Genomic DNA, 14,688 nt, shown 5'->3' on the forward strand with positions numbered 1-14,688 from the left:
GAGGATGCGGGATGAATGCAAATCCCTTGTGGGAGCGAGCTTGCTCGCGAAGAGGGCGGCACAGGCAACAGGTGGGTGGCTGGCAGATTGCTTTCGCGAGCAGGCTCGCTCCCACAGGGATCGCGTCGTTTGGCTGGAATGCGTAGGGGAGTGAAAGATGAACAGGATCATCAACATCATCGGTATTTGCACGCTGGCCATGGCCGGGGCGTTGTTGACGCTGAGTGAGATTGCGCTGGCGCAAACCGGCGCGGGGCAGACGCTGAACCGTGATGGCGTGGCGGTGGATTTCGATCTCAAGCCACTGGCCGCCGACGGCAAACTGCGTGAAGGCGAGTTCGCCGATGTGCAGTTCCGCATCAGCGACAGCGCATCCGGCCAGCCTCTGTCCGGCGTGGCCCCGGGTGCCTGGGTCGATCCGCAAACCCTCGCTGCCGATAAGGCCCAGGGCCGTGACCAGAGCTGCAAAGCCCGGGTCGGCGTGTTCCTCAAATCCAACATCGGCGCGCGGCCGTTGCTCGACCTCAACAGCTATTTCCTGCTGGTGATGAACCGCGACGCGAGCATCGCCGTGGTCGATCCATCGGTATCAGTCGGCGGCATCACCAGCACCCTCGCGCGGATCGAGCTCAAGCAGCCGCCGATGGATTGGGTCACGCCCAAAGACAACAAACGCGTCTTCGTTTCCATGCCGACTGCCGGGGAAATCGCCGTCATCGACAGCGAACAATTCAAAGTCATCGATTCGATCAGCGCTGGCAGCCAACCGTTTCGCGTCGCCCTGCAACCGGACGAACGCCTGCTCTGGGTCGGCAACAACGCGAGCAAAACCGAAGACTCCGGCGTCACCGTGATCGACGCCCAAAGCCTCAAATCCCTCAAACATTTACAGACGGGACGCGGCCACCACGAAATCACCTTCAGCAAAGACAGCCGCTTCGCCTTCGTCAGCAACCGCGACGACGGCACCGTCAGCGTGATCGACATCGCCAGCTTGAAGATTGTCGAGCAGATCAAAACCGGCTCCCACCCGTTATCCGTCGCCTATTCGGCATTGTCCGGCGCCGTCTACGTCGCCGACGGCAAGGACGGCACCGTCACCGTGATCGACGCCAGCACCCACGCCATCCGCCGGGTGCTCAAACTGCAACAAGGCCTCGGCCCGATGGGCTTCAGCGCCGACGGCCGCTTCGGTGTGGTCCTCAATACCGTGGAAAACCGCGCCAGCGTCATCGATGCAGCGACCAACAGCGCCATCCATGATCTGGAGGTCAGCGCCGAACCCTACCAAGTGGTGTTCACCCAGGCCTACGCCTACATCCGCGGACTCGCTTCACCGAAAGTCACCATGATCAACCTGTCCTCCCTCGGCGAAGGTCGCCAGCCGATCAGCCAGGGTTTCGAAGCCGGGCCGCAAGCACCGCGCCTGGCCGGTGACTTGCCGCTGGCCTCCAGCCTCGCCGTCTCACGCGACGACAACGCAGTGTTCGTGGTCAACCCGGTCGACAACACCACCTACTTCTACGCCGAAGGCATGAACGCGCCGATGTCCGGTTACCCCAACCGTGGCCAGATCGCCCGCGCCGCGATGGTCATCGACCGCAGTCTGCGTGAAGTTTCGCCGGGCCTGTACAGCGCGCGGGTGAAACTGCCGGCAGCGGGGCGTTTCGACGTGGCGTTCCTGCTCAATCAACCGAACATCATTCACTGCTTTACCGCGCAGATTGATAGCGACGGCAAACAGCCAAAACACCTCGGCCAGCCGAAAGTCGAGTTCCTCCTCGACAAGACTGCCGTGACGCTCAACGACCCGTATGTCGTGCGCTTCCGCATCGTTCAAGGCAAAGACAAAACCCAGCGCAGCGGCGTTAAAGACGTGCAGCTGCGCTACTACCTCGCGCCCACTTCACACCCGCGTGAAGTCGCGGCACTGGAAGTCGCCGACGGTGTGTACGAAGCGCCGATCAGCCTCGACCGCAGCGGCGCCTGGTACCTGCACGTGCGCGCCGCCTCGCTGGGCGCCGGTTTCGATGACAAAACCTTTGCCAGTGTTCGGGTCACCCCCGACCAGGCCCGTTGAAGAGGAGTTTCGACATGAACCGATTTGCATCCACTGGCCTGCTGACCCTGTGCCTGTTGAGCCTCGGCGTTCAACACGCCAACGCCCACTCGGCAGACGAACACGCCGGGCACAAAGCCCCCGCCAGCAGCACGCAAGAACACACCCAGGTCAAGTTCGCCAACGTGCCGCTGCTCGACCAGACCGGCAAAACCGTGCGTCTGGAACAAGACCTGGTGCAGGGCAAAATTGTCGTCATGAGTTTCATCTACACCAGTTGCACGACGGTGTGCCCGGTGGTCTCGTCGATCATGGGCAAGGTGCAGAAACAGCTCGGCGCGCGGGTCGGCAAGGAAGTGCAACTGGTCTCGATCAGCATCGACCCGCAACGCGACGACCCGAAACGCCTGCAGGATTACGCCCGCACTTTTCAGCGCGGCCCGGGCTGGAGCTGGCTGACCGGCTCGCCACAATCGATCAATGAAACCCTCAAAGGCCTCGGCAGTTTCAGTGGCGACCTCAAGAATCATCAGCCGTTGATCCTCGTCGGCGACGGCAACAATCGCCACTGGATGCGCTACTACGGCTTCACCGATCCAGAGCTGCTGGCCAAGGAAGTCGAGAAGCTCAGCGGCCTGCGCACCCACGCCAAACACACCGCCATCGCCATGGAGCAACAGCCATGAGACTGCTCGACTGGATCTCCCTGACCGTGTGTTTCTGGATTTTCAGCAACGTCGCGTTTGCCCACGAAGGCCATGCCCCCGAAGCACCGACAACGGTTGCAGTCGCGCCGGCCAAAGGCACGCACGACGCAAAAACCTGGTTCACCGACACGCCGTTGCAGGATCAGAACGGCGAGACCCTGCGCTTCTACAGCGACGCCCTGCAAAACCGCATCGTTCTGCTCAACGTGATTTTCACCAGTTGCAACGATGCCTGCCCGCTGATCACCCGCAAGCTCAAGGAAGTCCGCGAATTGCTGGGCGACAAGGCGCAGGACATCACCTTCATTTCCCTTACCAGTGACCCGCTGCGCGACACGCCGGCGGTGCTCAAGGCTTACACCTTGAAGCAGGGTTCCGATGACCCTCATTGGCTTTTTCTCACCGGCGACAAGGCGCAGATGGATCTGGTGCTGAGTCGCATCGGCCAGATCGTGCCGACGCCCGAGCAGCACTCGACGCAGTTGATCGTTGGGGATGTCGCCAACAAACGCTGGAGCAAAATTCGCCCCGACGCCCCGGCCGCCGCCATTGCCCAGCGCTTGCAGTTGCTGACAATGCCCGTGGCCGGTCGCTGAGCCCGCGCCATGAAACGCTGCCGCGTACTCGCCCTGATCCTGCTCGCTGGCATCAGCCTCGGCGCGAATGCTGCGCCGCTGACCTCGGAAGAAGCGGCGGGCAAACGCCTGTACCGTCAAGGTCTGTCAGCCAGCGGCGAGGCGATCATGGCGCGGGTCGGCGCGGCGGACGTGTTGCTGCCGGCCACCAGCCTGCCGTGCGCGAACTGTCACGGCGCCGACGGCCTCGGTCGGCCCGAGGGCGGCTTACGTCCGCCGCCGCTGAACTGGGCACGACTGACCAGCACCTACGGCCAGCAGCAGGTCAACGGCCGCAGTTATCCGGCCTATAACGAAAGCACGCTGGCAACGGTGATTCAGCAGGGCCGCGATCCCGGCCACAATCGCCTCGACCCGAGCATGCCGCGCTTTCTGCTGTCGATGAAGGATCAGCGCAATCTCACCGCCTATCTCAAGCGCCTGGCCGATGAGCGCGACCCCGGTCTCGACGCCGAGACCTTACACCTCGGCACGTTATTGCCGAGCCAAGGCCCGTTGGCCGAGGAGGGCATGACGATTGCGGCGGTGCTCAACGGCAGTGTCGCGCGGATCAATCAGGCCGGCGGCATTCACGGTCGGCAACTGCGCCTGACGGTAATCGACCCCGGCCCGGATCGCGCCAGTGCCGAACAGGCCTTGCAGCAACTGATCGAGCAGGAACAGGTGTTCGCGCTGATCGCGCCGATGGTGCCAGCCCTCGACAGCGAACTCGGCCCGCGTCTGGAACAGGCTGGGGTGCCGCTGATCGGCGCGCTGTCGTTGCTCGGCTCGATGCAGGCCAGTCCACAGATTTTCGAGCCGTTGCCCGGTTTGCGCGAGCAACTGATCGCCTTGGCCGACTACGCCACGGCGAGCCTGCGCGTGCTGCAAGGGCCGACGCTGATCGCTTATCCCGCTGACCCGATGCAGACGCAAGCCGCGCAAAACCTCGGTCAGTATTTGCAGGATCACGGCTGGCAGAACGTCCATCTGCAAGCCTATGACCCGGCGGCGGAAGCGCTGCCGTTGGGTTCGCGCTCGGTGTTTTATCTGGGCAGCGGCGGTGGTTTCAGTCGTCTGGCGACGAGGTTGCAGGGCGCCGGGCAGGTGCCGTACCTGTTCGCGGCATCGAGCCAGGTGGCCGGTGATCTGCTGCAAGTGCCCAGTGGTTTTACCCGTCGCGTGTTTCTCGCCTATCCGTTCGTGCCCAGCGACTGGACCCAGGCAGGGCGTATCGGTCTGACGCTTTTACGCGAAGGCCAAGGCCTCGGCGCCCAGCATGCGGTGCTGCAAGTGGGCGCCTACGCCTCGATGCTGCTGCTCAGCGAAGGCATGAAACAGGCCGGCCGCGACGCCAGCCGCGAAAAACTGGTGGCGGCGCTGGAAGGCCTGCATGACTTCGATACCGGCCTGACCCCGCGCCTGAGTTTCGGCCCCGGTCGACGCCTGGGCTTGAGCGGCGCGCACGTGGTCACCGTGGATCTGCCGGATCAGCATTTTTATCTGGTCGCACCCTACAAACCGATTGTTGCCAGCCCCTGAACGGAGGCCCCGATCATGAAACTCACAAGTCTGATAGTGCTGCTGTCCTGCTGGCTCCAGGCGGTCTGGGCCAACAACGAACCGGCGGTGGCGCGGGTCAATGGCGAGGAAATCTCTGGCTATCGCTTCGAGCGATTTTTTGCCGAATACCTCGAAGATCAGGGCCGCGCGGTGGCGAGCATTCGTAATCCCAAAGCCTATAAACAGCTACGTCAGGCTGCGCTGCAAACGCTGATCGACAAGGAATTGCTCTGGCAGGAATCGCAAAAACGTGGCGTGAAGATTGACGAGCAAGCGGTGCGTCAGCAGATCGAGCAGATGCGCAGTGCCATCGGTGGAACGAACAAATTCCAGCGTCGCTTGCAGGATGCCGGTTTCGACGAGGTTTCCTTTACCGAGTACACCCGCCGCGAATTGGCCGCACAGCAGGTATTCGCCGAGCTGATCCGCGCGAACACCTTGCAACCCCGGCAACTGTTGATCCGCGTGCCAGCGCAAGCCGATGCAGCCACAGTGGCCGCAGCGCGTCTACGCTTGATGCAAATGCGCGCCTCGATCATCAGCGGGGCAGCGCTTGCCAGCCAACCGGTGCGTTCACCGTTCGGCTGGCATGTGATTTATTTGCAGAACCACTTGGAGGCCGCCGATGTCCCAGATTTACAGGGGCTGGACACAGTCAGGGCACAGCTCGCCCGACAGCAACAGACCCAGGCTCGTCGCCAAGTGCTCGCGCAATTACGGGTGCAGAACAGGATCGAACGAATTGACGACGACTGAAGGTTCCCCCCCAATAGTGGGGAATGGCTTCGATGCCCATTCAGGTGCTTCCCCGTTTCTGGGGAACGGGGTACCGGGACGAGCGGGCATTGTCATTAATTTCAAGGACATGAAGACATAAAATTACCGGCACTCAGCCTGGCATGAAGTGTGCGTTACCACGTGTAAGGCGCACTCTCAGGGCGGGGTCATCGGACCTGCTGTTTCAAGGAGTCGACCTTGGTTAACAAAGTACTGGTTGTCGAAGACGAACAGCTGCTTGCACAAAACCTTCAGGATTATCTGTCGGCGCAGGGGCTGGACGTCCGGATTGCACATGACGGAGCGACGGCTATCGGTTTGGCCGAAACCTTTGCCCCCGACGTGCTGGTGTTCGATTACCGCTTGCCCGATATGGAAGGCTTTGAGGTGCTCGACGCAGTCCGCCAGAACAGGACGTGCCATTTTGTGCTGATAACGGGTCACCCGACCGCTGAAGTCTGTGAGCGGGCGCGGCAACTGGGGGTCAGCCACATCCTGTTCAAACCGTTTCCATTGGCGGAACTGGCCCGAGCGGTCTGCGACCTTCTTGGCATCAAGCGTGAAGCGAAACCCGGTGCGAGCCCTTCCGAGGGCTTTGTCGAACGACGCCAGAGCAGGACCGAGAGCTTCCCGTTGCAGTTGTACGATGGCAGTTGGGTGTTGGCGGATCGGCGACGACAGTTGCACGCCATGGCACCGGACGACGATCAAATGCTCACCGGGGAGTAATGGCGCGATCAGACGTTCCGGCACTTGCCGCCAAGGTTTGCCGCGCCGACAGGGCTCTGAGCCCCGGTTGGAGAGCAAGCCATGGAACGTCTGTCCGTTGTCGTCGAACCACTGCCGGCCGAAAGTGCCCCTGCGCATTTTTCCAGTGAACATTTTTCCAGCGAGCAGTTGTCCCAGGCCCGGGCGCGGGCCGCCACTTCCGGCGAACGCGTCCTTGAGGCGCTCGGCGTGTTGTGCGAACTGGCAGCAATGCCGTTCATTCAAGCCCTCGGCGCCACCCTGCATTACCCGGTGCTCGACACCGACAGCCTGTTTGCCGCGACGCCGGTGTTTGACCGGGTCACCCTCGCGCAATGCCTGAAGCGTGAATTCATCCTGCTGCGCCACAACGACGAAGTCATCGGCGTGTTTGCCGATCCCTTCGACCCGGCACGGCTGGCCTGGATTGATGATTGCCTGCACGGAGCGCCGTTGTATCTGGTGCACGCCGATGACCTCAAAGCCTATCTGGCCCGCCACGAAGAAAGCTTCCACGCCGTCGAATCGCTCAACGCACAAGGCGACACTCATCACGAAATCGATACCCTGCAAAGCCTGTCGCTGACCAGCATCAGCGAAGACGCCAGCAGCGTGGTGAAACTGGTCAACTCGACCCTCTACGACGCGCTGAAAATGCACGCCAGCGATATCCACCTCGGCACCACCGGCAACGGTCTGGTGATCAAGTACCGCATCGACGGCGTGCTCAACAACATCAGCAAAGTCCAGGGCGCCGAGTTCTCCGAGCAGGTGATTTCGCGGGTCAAGGTCATGGCCGAACTGGACATCGGCGAGAAACGCGTACCGCAGGACGGTCGCTTCAAGATCGGCATCAGTGGCCGCCAGATTGATTTTCGTGTGTCGATCATGCCGAGCATCTTTGGCGAAGACGCGGTGCTGCGGGTGCTCGACAAACAGGATCTGGCCGACAAGGTTTGCGGCGTGCAATTGCAGGCGCTGGGCTTTGAAGACGAAACCCTGCGCCAGTTGCGCCGGCTCGCCGCCGAACCCTACGGCATGGTGCTGGTCACCGGCCCGACCGGCAGCGGCAAAACCACCACGCTGTACGCGATGATCACCGAGATCAACCATGGCGTGGACAAGATCATCACCATCGAAGACCCGGTCGAATATCAATTGCCGGGGGTGCTGCAAATCCCGGTCAACGAGAAAAAAGGCCTGACCTTCGCCCGGGGTTTGCGCTCGATCCTGCGCCACGACCCGGACAAGATCATGGTCGGCGAGATCCGCGACCCGGACACCGCGCAGATCGCCGTGCAATCGGCGCTCACCGGCCACTTGGTGTTCACCACCATCCACGCCAACAACGTTTTCGACGTGATCGGCCGCTTCACCCAAATGGAAATCGACCCGTACAGCCTGGTCTCGGCGCTCAACGCGATTCTCGCCCAGCGCCTGATCCGACTGGTGTGCGCCAGTTGCAGCGCGCCGGTCAATCCGAGCGATGAAGAGCTGCGCGCCTCCGGCCTCGATCCGCAGAAAGTCGACCATTACCACTTCGTTCACGGCAAGGGCTGCGGCCATTGCCGGGGCAGCGGTTATCGCGGGCGCACGGCGATTGCCGAGTTGCTGCACCTCGACGACGAGCTGCGCCAGATGATCGTCGAGCGCCAACCGATCAAACAAATCAAAGCCCTGGCCTGCGCCCGTGGTTTGCGCCTGCTGCGCGAATCGGCGCTGGAACTGGTGGAACAAGGTCGCACCACGCTGGAGGAGATCAACCGTGTCACATTTATCTCGTGAGCGTTTTGTCGCCGTACTCGGCGCCAGCGGTGTTGGCCTCGGTCAACGGCGTGGCAGCGACACCCTGTGGCTGGGCAGCGTCGGTTACATCGACGAAGGCTTCCAGAGCTACGCGGTGGCGCTGGACACCCTCGATCGCCTGCTCGGTGAACACGCCCGCGCCGGTGCCGAACTGAGCGTGGTCATCTCCGGGCACTTCAGCCGTTTCTGCCTGGTGCCGTGGAGCGCGCAGATCAGCAGCCCTGAAGAACTGCGTGGCTTTGCTCAACTGTGTTTTGAAGACCTGTTCGGTGCACCAACCCAGCCGTGGAGTCTGGTGCTGTCCGCCGAACCGGCTGGTTACGACCGCATCGCCAGCGCTTTGCCGCAAGACTTGCTTGAACGCTTGCGGGTGCTGGTCAGCGGTCGCGGTTTGCGTCTGCGTTCGGTGCAGCCTTACCTGATGGCAGCGTTCAACCGTTTCGACAAAAGCCTCGATGCCGGCGACTTCCTCTTCGTCGTCGCCGAGCCGCAACGCAGTGTGTTGTTGCTGGCAAGGGAAGGGCGCTGGGCCGGTGTGCGCTCAGTGGGCGGCAGCGACAGCGATGCCGCGTTGAATGCCCTGATCGGTCGCGAACGGCAACTGCAGGCCTCGACCAGCGAACGCGCGTTCAACGTTTATCTGCATGCGCCGGCGCGCCTCGATGCGCATCCGGACGTGGCGGGTGTGCAGTTGCGCGCCCTTGAAGACGACTCGATGACTGTGCGTGACGGCTTGTACGTCATGTCCCGGGCGGTGGCCTGAGATGCGCGCCCTTAACCTCGATTTTCAGCCACGCCCGCGTTCCGGCCCGTTGGGTTGGAGTTTGCTCGGCGGCGGAGTGCTGCTGGCGCTGCTGTGCTTCGGCGTGCAACAGCACCTCGACGCGCACACCGAACAGCAACAGGGCCACCTGCAAACCACTCAGCGCCAGCTCACCGGCGACAGCGGCGCCAAGTCCACCCTGAGCCCGGCGGAAACCCGCGAGCAAGCGCAGAACCTCGCCGAGATGCGCAAGGTCTCGCAGCAACTGCGCCGCCCGTGGGAACGGCTGTTCGCCATGCTCGAAGCGATGCCGCGCGATGACGTTGCACTGCTGAGCCTGACCCCGGATGCGCGCAAAGGTCAGGTGCGGATCAGTGCCGAGGCGCGCGATCTGCAAGCGATGCTCGATTTTCACAAACGTCTGGAAGCCAGCGACGAGCTGTCCGACGTCTCGCTGCTCAGCCACGAGATCGTCGTCAAGTCACCGGAACAACCGGTGCAATTCAACCTGTCGGCGACTTGGGAGATGGGCGATGCGAATCCCTAGACTGATCGTCCACGAATACCTGCAAGGCCTCGGCATTCCGGGCCTCGCCGGGCTGGCGCTGCTGCTGGTCGCCGTGGCGTGGGCACTCGTTGGTTTGCTGCCGGGCTGGCAATCCTTGCAGCACTTGAGCCAACAGACTCAGGAAGCCACCGAATACCTGGCCAAGGTTGAAGACGGCAGCATTGCGCCGCCGGTGGTGCCGCAACGTCAGCTCGACGACTTCCGCAATAAACTGCCGGCGCAGCCGCAGGCCACCGTCGCCATCGACCGCATCTACGCCCTCGCAGCCCAAGAGCACATCACTTTGGCGCGTGGCGAATATGCGCTCGGCGTCGACCCGAAAACCCATCTGGCGCGCTATCAGATCCTTCTTCCCGTGCGTGGCAGCTACCCGCAACTGCGCCGCTTTGTGCACGCCTTGCTCGGCCAGTTGCCGGCGGTGGTGGTGGAAGACCTCGAGTTGCAACGCAAAAAGATTGGCGACACCGACCTCAATGGCCGGATCCGTATGACCCTTTTCCTGTCGAGGTCGTGATGAATACCAAGCGCGTGACAGGGTGGGTAGCGTTCTTCGGTGTGGCCGCTGCGCTGGCGTGGTTGCCGGAATATTTTTCGCCGAGCGAAGACGCCGATTCGAAACAAGTGGCCGTCGCCACACCGGGGAAAACCCGTGGTGCGCTGCCGACCAGCACCGCCAAGGCCAAAGATGCGCCGATCAAGGACTTGAGCCCGGCCGGTGATCTGTTCGCCGCCAAGAGCTGGAAGGCCGCGCCGACCTTGGCCACGGTCACCGAAATTGCCGTCAATCCCGCAACAGTGGTGCAAGCCCCGAGCCTGCCACCGGTGCCGTTTCAGTTCGTCGGCAGGCTGCATGACCGCAGCGACCTGCAAGTGTTTTTGCAGAACGGCGAAAAAATCTACGTCGTGCGCAACGGGGATGTGATCGACGACACCTGGAAGATCACCGGCATTTCCGATGTGGAATTGCGTCTGGTCTACCTGCCTTTGCATTTGTCGCAGACCCTGTCTGTGGGGAGTACGCAATGAACCGTTCCCGTTTGCTGATGAGCCTGGGCCTGTGCGCCGGGCTGGCCGCGTGCAGTTCTGCGCAGGTGGCCAACAAGGAAGCCGCCGACCTGATTGAACAGGGTCAGTACGAGGCGGGTCTGGCTCGTATCGAGGAAGGTCTGCGTGAAAATCCTCGCGACACCGAATTGCACTTACTGCTCAACAGCGGCCGGGCCAAGGCGATCACCGCGCTGCTGACCTCCGGCGACACCGATCGCTCGCGCCGCGACTTCGCCTCGGCACGTATCGCTTACGCACGAGTGCTGACCATCGAGCCGAACAACCGCCGCGCCCAGGATGCCCTGAAGCAGATGGATTACCTGCGCAGCATGGACGAAAAACTCGAGCTGGCCCGTGGCGACCTGCGTCGCGGCGACATTTACGGCGCCGATCGTCAGGTCAAACAGATCCTCGAACTCGACCCGAACAACGACGGTGCGTTGGAGCTGCAAGGCAATATTCGTCTGGTGCAGAGCCGCAACGTGATTGCCTATCCGCAACTGCGCACCAAGCTCGATCGCCCGGTGACCCTGGAATTTCGCGACGCCAACCTCAAGACCATTTTCGAAGTGCTGTCGCAGGTTGCCGGGCTGAATTTCATCTTCGACAAAGACCTGCGCCCGGACATGAAAGCCACAATCTTCGTACGTGACGTGCGCATCGAAGACGCCGTGACCCTGCTGCTGCAACAGAACCAGTTGCACCAGAAAGTGGTGAACGAAAACACCTTGCTGATCTACCCGGATTCGCCGCAGAAAGTGAAGGATTACCAGGAACTGGTGATGCGCACTTTCTACCTGACCAGCATCGACGCCAACACCGCACTGAACATGGTGAAAACCATGCTCAAGACCCGCGACGTGTTCGTTGACGAACGCCTCAATACCCTGACCATGCGCGACACCGAAGATGCCGTGCGCATGGCCGAGAAACTCCTGCAATCGCAAGACCAGTCCAACCCGGAAGTGGTGCTCGAAGTGGAGGTGATGGAAGTCGCCACCCAGCGCATTCTCGACCTTGGCCTGCAATGGCCGAGCACCTTCGGCGTGGTCAACTCAGATGGTTCGCCGGTCACGCTGTTGGGCCAGCTCAAGGGCATCAACTCTGACCGCATCTCCATCGGCCCGTCGCCGCAAGCCAAGATCAACGCGCAGGACAACGACATCAACACCCTCGCCAGCCCGGTGATTCGTGTCAGTAACCGCGAGCAGGCGCGCATTCACATCGGTCAGCGCGTGCCGATCATCAGCGCCACCTCGGTGCCGTCGACGCAGGGGCCGGTGATCACTGAAAGCGTGACCTATCTGGATGTCGGTCTGAAGCTCGAAGTGACGCCCACCGTGCACCTGAACAACGAAGTGGCGATCAAGATCGCGCTGGAAGTGAGTAACGCCACGCCGCTGGAACCGACCCGTCAGGGCACGATCCCGGTGCAGGTCGATACCCGCAACGCGCAAACCTCGTTGCGTCTGCACGACGGCGAAACGCAGATCCTCGCCGGGCTGGTGCGCAACGATCACGGCGCGACCGGCAACAAGATTCCCGGCCTCGGCGACATCCCCGGGCTGGGCCGTTTGTTCGGCAGCAACAAGGACACCATCGGCAAATCCGAACTGGTGCTGTCGATCACCCCACGGATCGTGCGCAACCTGCCGTACCAGAGCCCGTCGGACATGGAGTTCTCCACCGGCACTGAAACCAGCATGCACATCCAGGCACCGGATCGTTCGCAGAGCTACGTGATGCCGTCGCCGGCCGCGCAGCCGCGTGCCGTCAATGAATCGGCCGTGGCCACCACCCGCGTCACTGTCGAGAAGCCTTGATCATGAACGCCTCCCAACGCGGTTTCACCCTGATCGAAGTCGTGGTGACGCTGGCCCTGATCGGCCTGTTGGCGAGCATGGCCGCGCCACTGACCGAGACCCTGGTGCGGCGGGGCAAGGAGCAGGAGTTGCGCAATGCGCTGTACCAGATTCGCGATGGTATCGACGCCTACAAACGCGCGTTCGATGCCGGTTACATCGAGAAGTCGCTGAACAGCAGCGGCTACCCGCCGAACCTGAAAGTGCTGGTCGAAGGCGTGCGCGATGTGCGCAGCGCGAAGGGCGCCAAGTTCTACTTTTTACGCCGCATCCCGCGCGATCCGCTGGTGCCGGCCAAACGTGATGATGAAGGGGGTTGGGGCGTGCGCGCCTACAACAGTTCGGCTCAAAACCCGCGCGATGGCGAGGACGTTTTCGACGTCTACTCCCACGCCCGGGGCAAGGGCCTCAACGGCATCGCCTACCGCGAGTGGTGAACCTCATGCGCCGGGAAAAAGGTTTTACCTTGCTGGAGCTGATGGTGGTGATGGCGATCATCGCCACGCTGATGACCATCGCGCTGCCGCGCTACTTCAACAGCCTCGAAGCGTCGAAGGAAACCACCTTGCGCCAGAGCCTGTCGGCGATGCGCGAAGCGCTGGATCACTTCTACGGTGACACCGGGCGCTATCCGGATTCCATCGAGCAACTGATCGAACAACGTTACCTGCGCAATGCGCCACTCGATCCGATCACCGAACGCAAAGACCAGTGGGTGCTGATCGCGCCACCGGACGGCGTCGCTGGTGGTGTGGCCGACATCAAAAGCGGTGCTACCGGGAGGGCGCGTGATGGCAGCCAGTATTCCGAGTGGTAATCGTGCGCAGCAGGGTGGTTTCACTTACCTGGGCGTGCTGTTCCTGATTGTGGTGATGGGCATGGGCCTGGCCAGTGCCGGCGAGTTGTGGTCGACCGCTTCGCGCCGCGATCGTGAACGCCAGTTGCTCTGGGTCGGCACCCAATACGCGCAGGCGCTGCGCAGCTACTACCGCAGTTCGCCGGGGCTGGCGCAGTACCCGAAAGAGCTTGAAGACCTGCTCGACGATCAGCGTTTTCCTGAGGCCAAGCATCACCTGCGTCAGCTCTATCCCGATCCGATCGGTCAGGGTGAATGGGCGCTGCAACGCGGTTTTGACGGACGCATCACCGGCCTCAACAGCCCGTCGACCGAGCTGCCGTTGAAACAGGCGGACTTCCCGACGCAGTGGTCGGATTTCGACGGCATGCAGCGTTATTCGGACTGGCAGTTCGTTGCTGAGAAAGCCTTTCTTGACGGCACTAATGGCCCGGCGAAAGGGCAATCGAATTTGCCTCAGGCGTTGCAGCCATGACTCGCCAATGGTGGTGCGCGCTGATCCTTACCGCTGTGGCGTGCTGCGCCAGCGCCGGTGAAGAAGACGAAATGATGGGCTTCATCGTCGACGACACGATCTCGCACATCGGCCACGACTTTTACTACTCGTTCAGTGAACGCCTGCGCGACACCAGCCCGATGGATTTCAACCTGGTGGTGCGCGAGCGGCCCGACGCGCGCTGGGGCAGCCTGGTGACCGTGGAATATCAGCAACGCCTGGTTTATCGGCGCTTCCTGCCGCCGAATACCGTGGAACTGAAGGACGAGGCCTACGCGGCCGCCGACTGGGTTCGACGCCAGGTTGTCCAGCGCAAGCTGGAGGCTCTGTTGCAGGACACCACCGACCTTGAGAAGGACGAACTATGAACAGCACAACGTTCTCACGGCGCAGCGGATTGTGGATCTCGGGGTTGTTGATCGGGCTCGCCAGCGCTGCCGCTGTCCAGGCCACTGAACTGGTCTACACGCCGGTCAACCCGTCGTTCGGCGGCAACCCGCTCAACGGCACCTGGTTGCTCAACAACGCCCAAGCGCAAAACGATCACGACGACCCGGACATCAAGAGCCGCTCGGCGGTGGCCGGCACCTCGGCGCTGGAGCGCTTCACCAGTCAATTGCAATCACGGCTGCTAGGGCAGTTGCTGGACAACATCTCCACCGGCAACACGGGGAGCCTGTCCACCGACTCTTTTATCGTCAACGTCATCGACGACTCCGGGGCACTGAGCATTGAAGTGACCGATCGAGCGACCGGTGAGGTTTCGGAAATTCAGGTGAACGGCCTCAACCCGTGACGGGCTGACGGTTCCGGGGAGAACGGA

The 14,688-nt window shown here is 62.1% G+C and carries 17 protein-coding genes; all 17 read left to right on the forward strand.

Annotated features, from left to right (window positions below):
* The first annotated feature begins 157 nt into the window (after positions 1 to 157).
* The 17 genes from AD669_RS09605 to AD669_RS09685 all read left to right on the forward strand — a co-directional run bounded on the left by AD669_RS09605 (position 158) and on the right by AD669_RS09685 (position 14,661).
* Entirely contained in the window at positions 158 to 2,080 is a 1,923-nt protein-coding gene (locus tag AD669_RS09605; RefSeq protein ID WP_053119063.1) for a YncE family protein, read from the forward strand.
* Positions 2,081 to 2,094: 14 nt separating this feature from the next.
* On the forward strand, positions 2,095 to 2,745 hold the full coding sequence (locus AD669_RS09610; RefSeq protein WP_053119065.1) for an SCO family protein: 651 nt from the start codon (positions 2,095 to 2,097) through the stop codon (positions 2,743 to 2,745).
* Positions 2,742 to 3,362: an SCO family protein gene (locus AD669_RS09615; protein WP_053119067.1), complete on the forward strand. Its 621-nt coding sequence runs from the start codon at positions 2,742 to 2,744 to the stop codon at positions 3,360 to 3,362. The genes AD669_RS09610 and AD669_RS09615 overlap by 4 nt, the downstream gene beginning before the upstream one ends.
* Positions 3,363 to 3,371: 9 nt before the next feature.
* Entirely contained in the window at positions 3,372 to 4,922 is a 1,551-nt protein-coding gene (locus tag AD669_RS09620; protein WP_053119069.1) for an ABC transporter substrate-binding protein, read from the forward strand.
* Positions 4,923 to 4,937: 15 nt separating this feature from the next.
* On the forward strand, positions 4,938 to 5,699 hold the full coding sequence (locus AD669_RS09625) for a SurA N-terminal domain-containing protein (protein WP_053119071.1): 762 nt from the start codon (positions 4,938 to 4,940) through the stop codon (positions 5,697 to 5,699).
* Between the two features lie 219 nt (positions 5,700 to 5,918).
* A complete protein-coding gene (locus tag AD669_RS09630) occupies positions 5,919 to 6,449 on the forward strand; it encodes a response regulator (protein WP_008086646.1) in 531 nt (176 codons plus the stop codon).
* Between the two features lie 81 nt (positions 6,450 to 6,530).
* Positions 6,531 to 8,252: a GspE/PulE family protein gene (locus AD669_RS09635; RefSeq protein ID WP_053119073.1), complete on the forward strand. Its 1,722-nt coding sequence runs from the start codon at positions 6,531 to 6,533 to the stop codon at positions 8,250 to 8,252.
* Positions 8,233 to 9,036 carry a hypothetical protein gene (locus tag AD669_RS09640; RefSeq protein ID WP_053119075.1) on the forward strand — a complete coding sequence of 268 codons (804 nt, stop codon included), beginning with the start codon at positions 8,233 to 8,235 and terminating at the stop codon, positions 9,034 to 9,036. The genes AD669_RS09635 and AD669_RS09640 overlap by 20 nt, the downstream gene beginning before the upstream one ends.
* Position 9,037: 1 nt before the next feature.
* Entirely contained in the window at positions 9,038 to 9,583 is a 546-nt protein-coding gene (locus AD669_RS09645; protein ID WP_053119077.1) for a PilN domain-containing protein, read from the forward strand.
* On the forward strand, positions 9,570 to 10,118 hold the full coding sequence (locus tag AD669_RS09650; RefSeq protein ID WP_053119078.1) for a GspMb/PilO family protein: 549 nt from the start codon (positions 9,570 to 9,572) through the stop codon (positions 10,116 to 10,118). The genes AD669_RS09645 and AD669_RS09650 overlap by 14 nt, the downstream gene beginning before the upstream one ends.
* A complete protein-coding gene (locus AD669_RS09655) occupies positions 10,118 to 10,630 on the forward strand; it encodes a hypothetical protein (protein ID WP_053119080.1) in 513 nt (170 codons plus the stop codon). Before AD669_RS09650 ends, AD669_RS09655 begins: the two co-directional genes overlap by 1 nt.
* Positions 10,627 to 12,474 carry a secretin N-terminal domain-containing protein gene (locus AD669_RS09660; protein WP_053119083.1) on the forward strand — a complete coding sequence of 616 codons (1,848 nt, stop codon included), beginning with the start codon at positions 10,627 to 10,629 and terminating at the stop codon, positions 12,472 to 12,474. The genes AD669_RS09655 and AD669_RS09660 overlap by 4 nt, the downstream gene beginning before the upstream one ends.
* Positions 12,475 to 12,476: 2 nt before the next feature.
* Entirely contained in the window at positions 12,477 to 12,950 is a 474-nt protein-coding gene (locus AD669_RS09665; RefSeq protein WP_053119085.1) for a type II secretion system protein, read from the forward strand.
* A 5-nt stretch (positions 12,951 to 12,955) separates the two neighbouring features.
* Positions 12,956 to 13,330 (forward strand): type II secretion system protein, encoded by a 375-nt coding sequence (locus AD669_RS09670; RefSeq protein ID WP_007919395.1) that lies wholly within the window; start codon positions 12,956 to 12,958, stop codon positions 13,328 to 13,330.
* Complete coding sequence (locus tag AD669_RS09675) at positions 13,305 to 13,844, forward strand: type II secretion system protein (RefSeq protein WP_053119087.1); 540 nt, start codon at positions 13,305 to 13,307, stop codon at positions 13,842 to 13,844. Before AD669_RS09670 ends, AD669_RS09675 begins: the two co-directional genes overlap by 26 nt.
* Positions 13,841 to 14,233 carry a curli production assembly/transport protein CsgE gene (gene csgE / locus AD669_RS09680; RefSeq protein WP_008086660.1) on the forward strand — a complete coding sequence of 131 codons (393 nt, stop codon included), beginning with the start codon at positions 13,841 to 13,843 and terminating at the stop codon, positions 14,231 to 14,233. The genes AD669_RS09675 and csgE overlap by 4 nt, the downstream gene beginning before the upstream one ends.
* On the forward strand, positions 14,230 to 14,661 hold the full coding sequence (locus AD669_RS09685) for a curli assembly protein CsgF (RefSeq protein ID WP_053119089.1): 432 nt from the start codon (positions 14,230 to 14,232) through the stop codon (positions 14,659 to 14,661). The genes csgE and AD669_RS09685 overlap by 4 nt, the downstream gene beginning before the upstream one ends.
* The last annotated feature ends 27 nt before the right edge of the window (positions 14,662 to 14,688 follow it).

Source organism: Pseudomonas sp. P1.31 (assembly GCF_001269815.1).
GTDB classification, from domain to species: Bacteria; Pseudomonadota; Gammaproteobacteria; order Pseudomonadales; family Pseudomonadaceae; genus Aquipseudomonas; species Aquipseudomonas rustica.

Coding starts and splice junctions, on each gene's coding strand:
- AD669_RS09645 (WP_053119077.1), top strand. CDS start 9,038: ATGCGCGCCCTTAACCTCGATTTTCAGCCACGCCCGCGTTCCGGCCCG.
- AD669_RS09615 (WP_053119067.1), top strand. CDS start 2,742: ATGAGACTGCTCGACTGGATCTCCCTGACCGTGTGTTTCTGGATTTTC.
- AD669_RS09655 (WP_053119080.1), top strand. CDS start 10,118: ATGAATACCAAGCGCGTGACAGGGTGGGTAGCGTTCTTCGGTGTGGCC.
- AD669_RS09660 (WP_053119083.1), top strand. CDS start 10,627: ATGAACCGTTCCCGTTTGCTGATGAGCCTGGGCCTGTGCGCCGGGCTG.
- AD669_RS09685 (WP_053119089.1), top strand. CDS start 14,230: ATGAACAGCACAACGTTCTCACGGCGCAGCGGATTGTGGATCTCGGGG.
- AD669_RS09620 (WP_053119069.1), top strand. CDS start 3,372: ATGAAACGCTGCCGCGTACTCGCCCTGATCCTGCTCGCTGGCATCAGC.
- AD669_RS09605 (WP_053119063.1), top strand. CDS start 158: ATGAACAGGATCATCAACATCATCGGTATTTGCACGCTGGCCATGGCC.
- csgE (WP_008086660.1), top strand. CDS start 13,841: ATGACTCGCCAATGGTGGTGCGCGCTGATCCTTACCGCTGTGGCGTGC.
- AD669_RS09610 (WP_053119065.1), top strand. CDS start 2,095: ATGAACCGATTTGCATCCACTGGCCTGCTGACCCTGTGCCTGTTGAGC.
- AD669_RS09675 (WP_053119087.1), top strand. CDS start 13,305: ATGGCAGCCAGTATTCCGAGTGGTAATCGTGCGCAGCAGGGTGGTTTC.
- AD669_RS09625 (WP_053119071.1), top strand. CDS start 4,938: ATGAAACTCACAAGTCTGATAGTGCTGCTGTCCTGCTGGCTCCAGGCG.
- AD669_RS09650 (WP_053119078.1), top strand. CDS start 9,570: ATGCGAATCCCTAGACTGATCGTCCACGAATACCTGCAAGGCCTCGGC.
- AD669_RS09665 (WP_053119085.1), top strand. CDS start 12,477: ATGAACGCCTCCCAACGCGGTTTCACCCTGATCGAAGTCGTGGTGACG.
- AD669_RS09635 (WP_053119073.1), top strand. CDS start 6,531: ATGGAACGTCTGTCCGTTGTCGTCGAACCACTGCCGGCCGAAAGTGCC.
- AD669_RS09670 (WP_007919395.1), top strand. CDS start 12,956: ATGCGCCGGGAAAAAGGTTTTACCTTGCTGGAGCTGATGGTGGTGATG.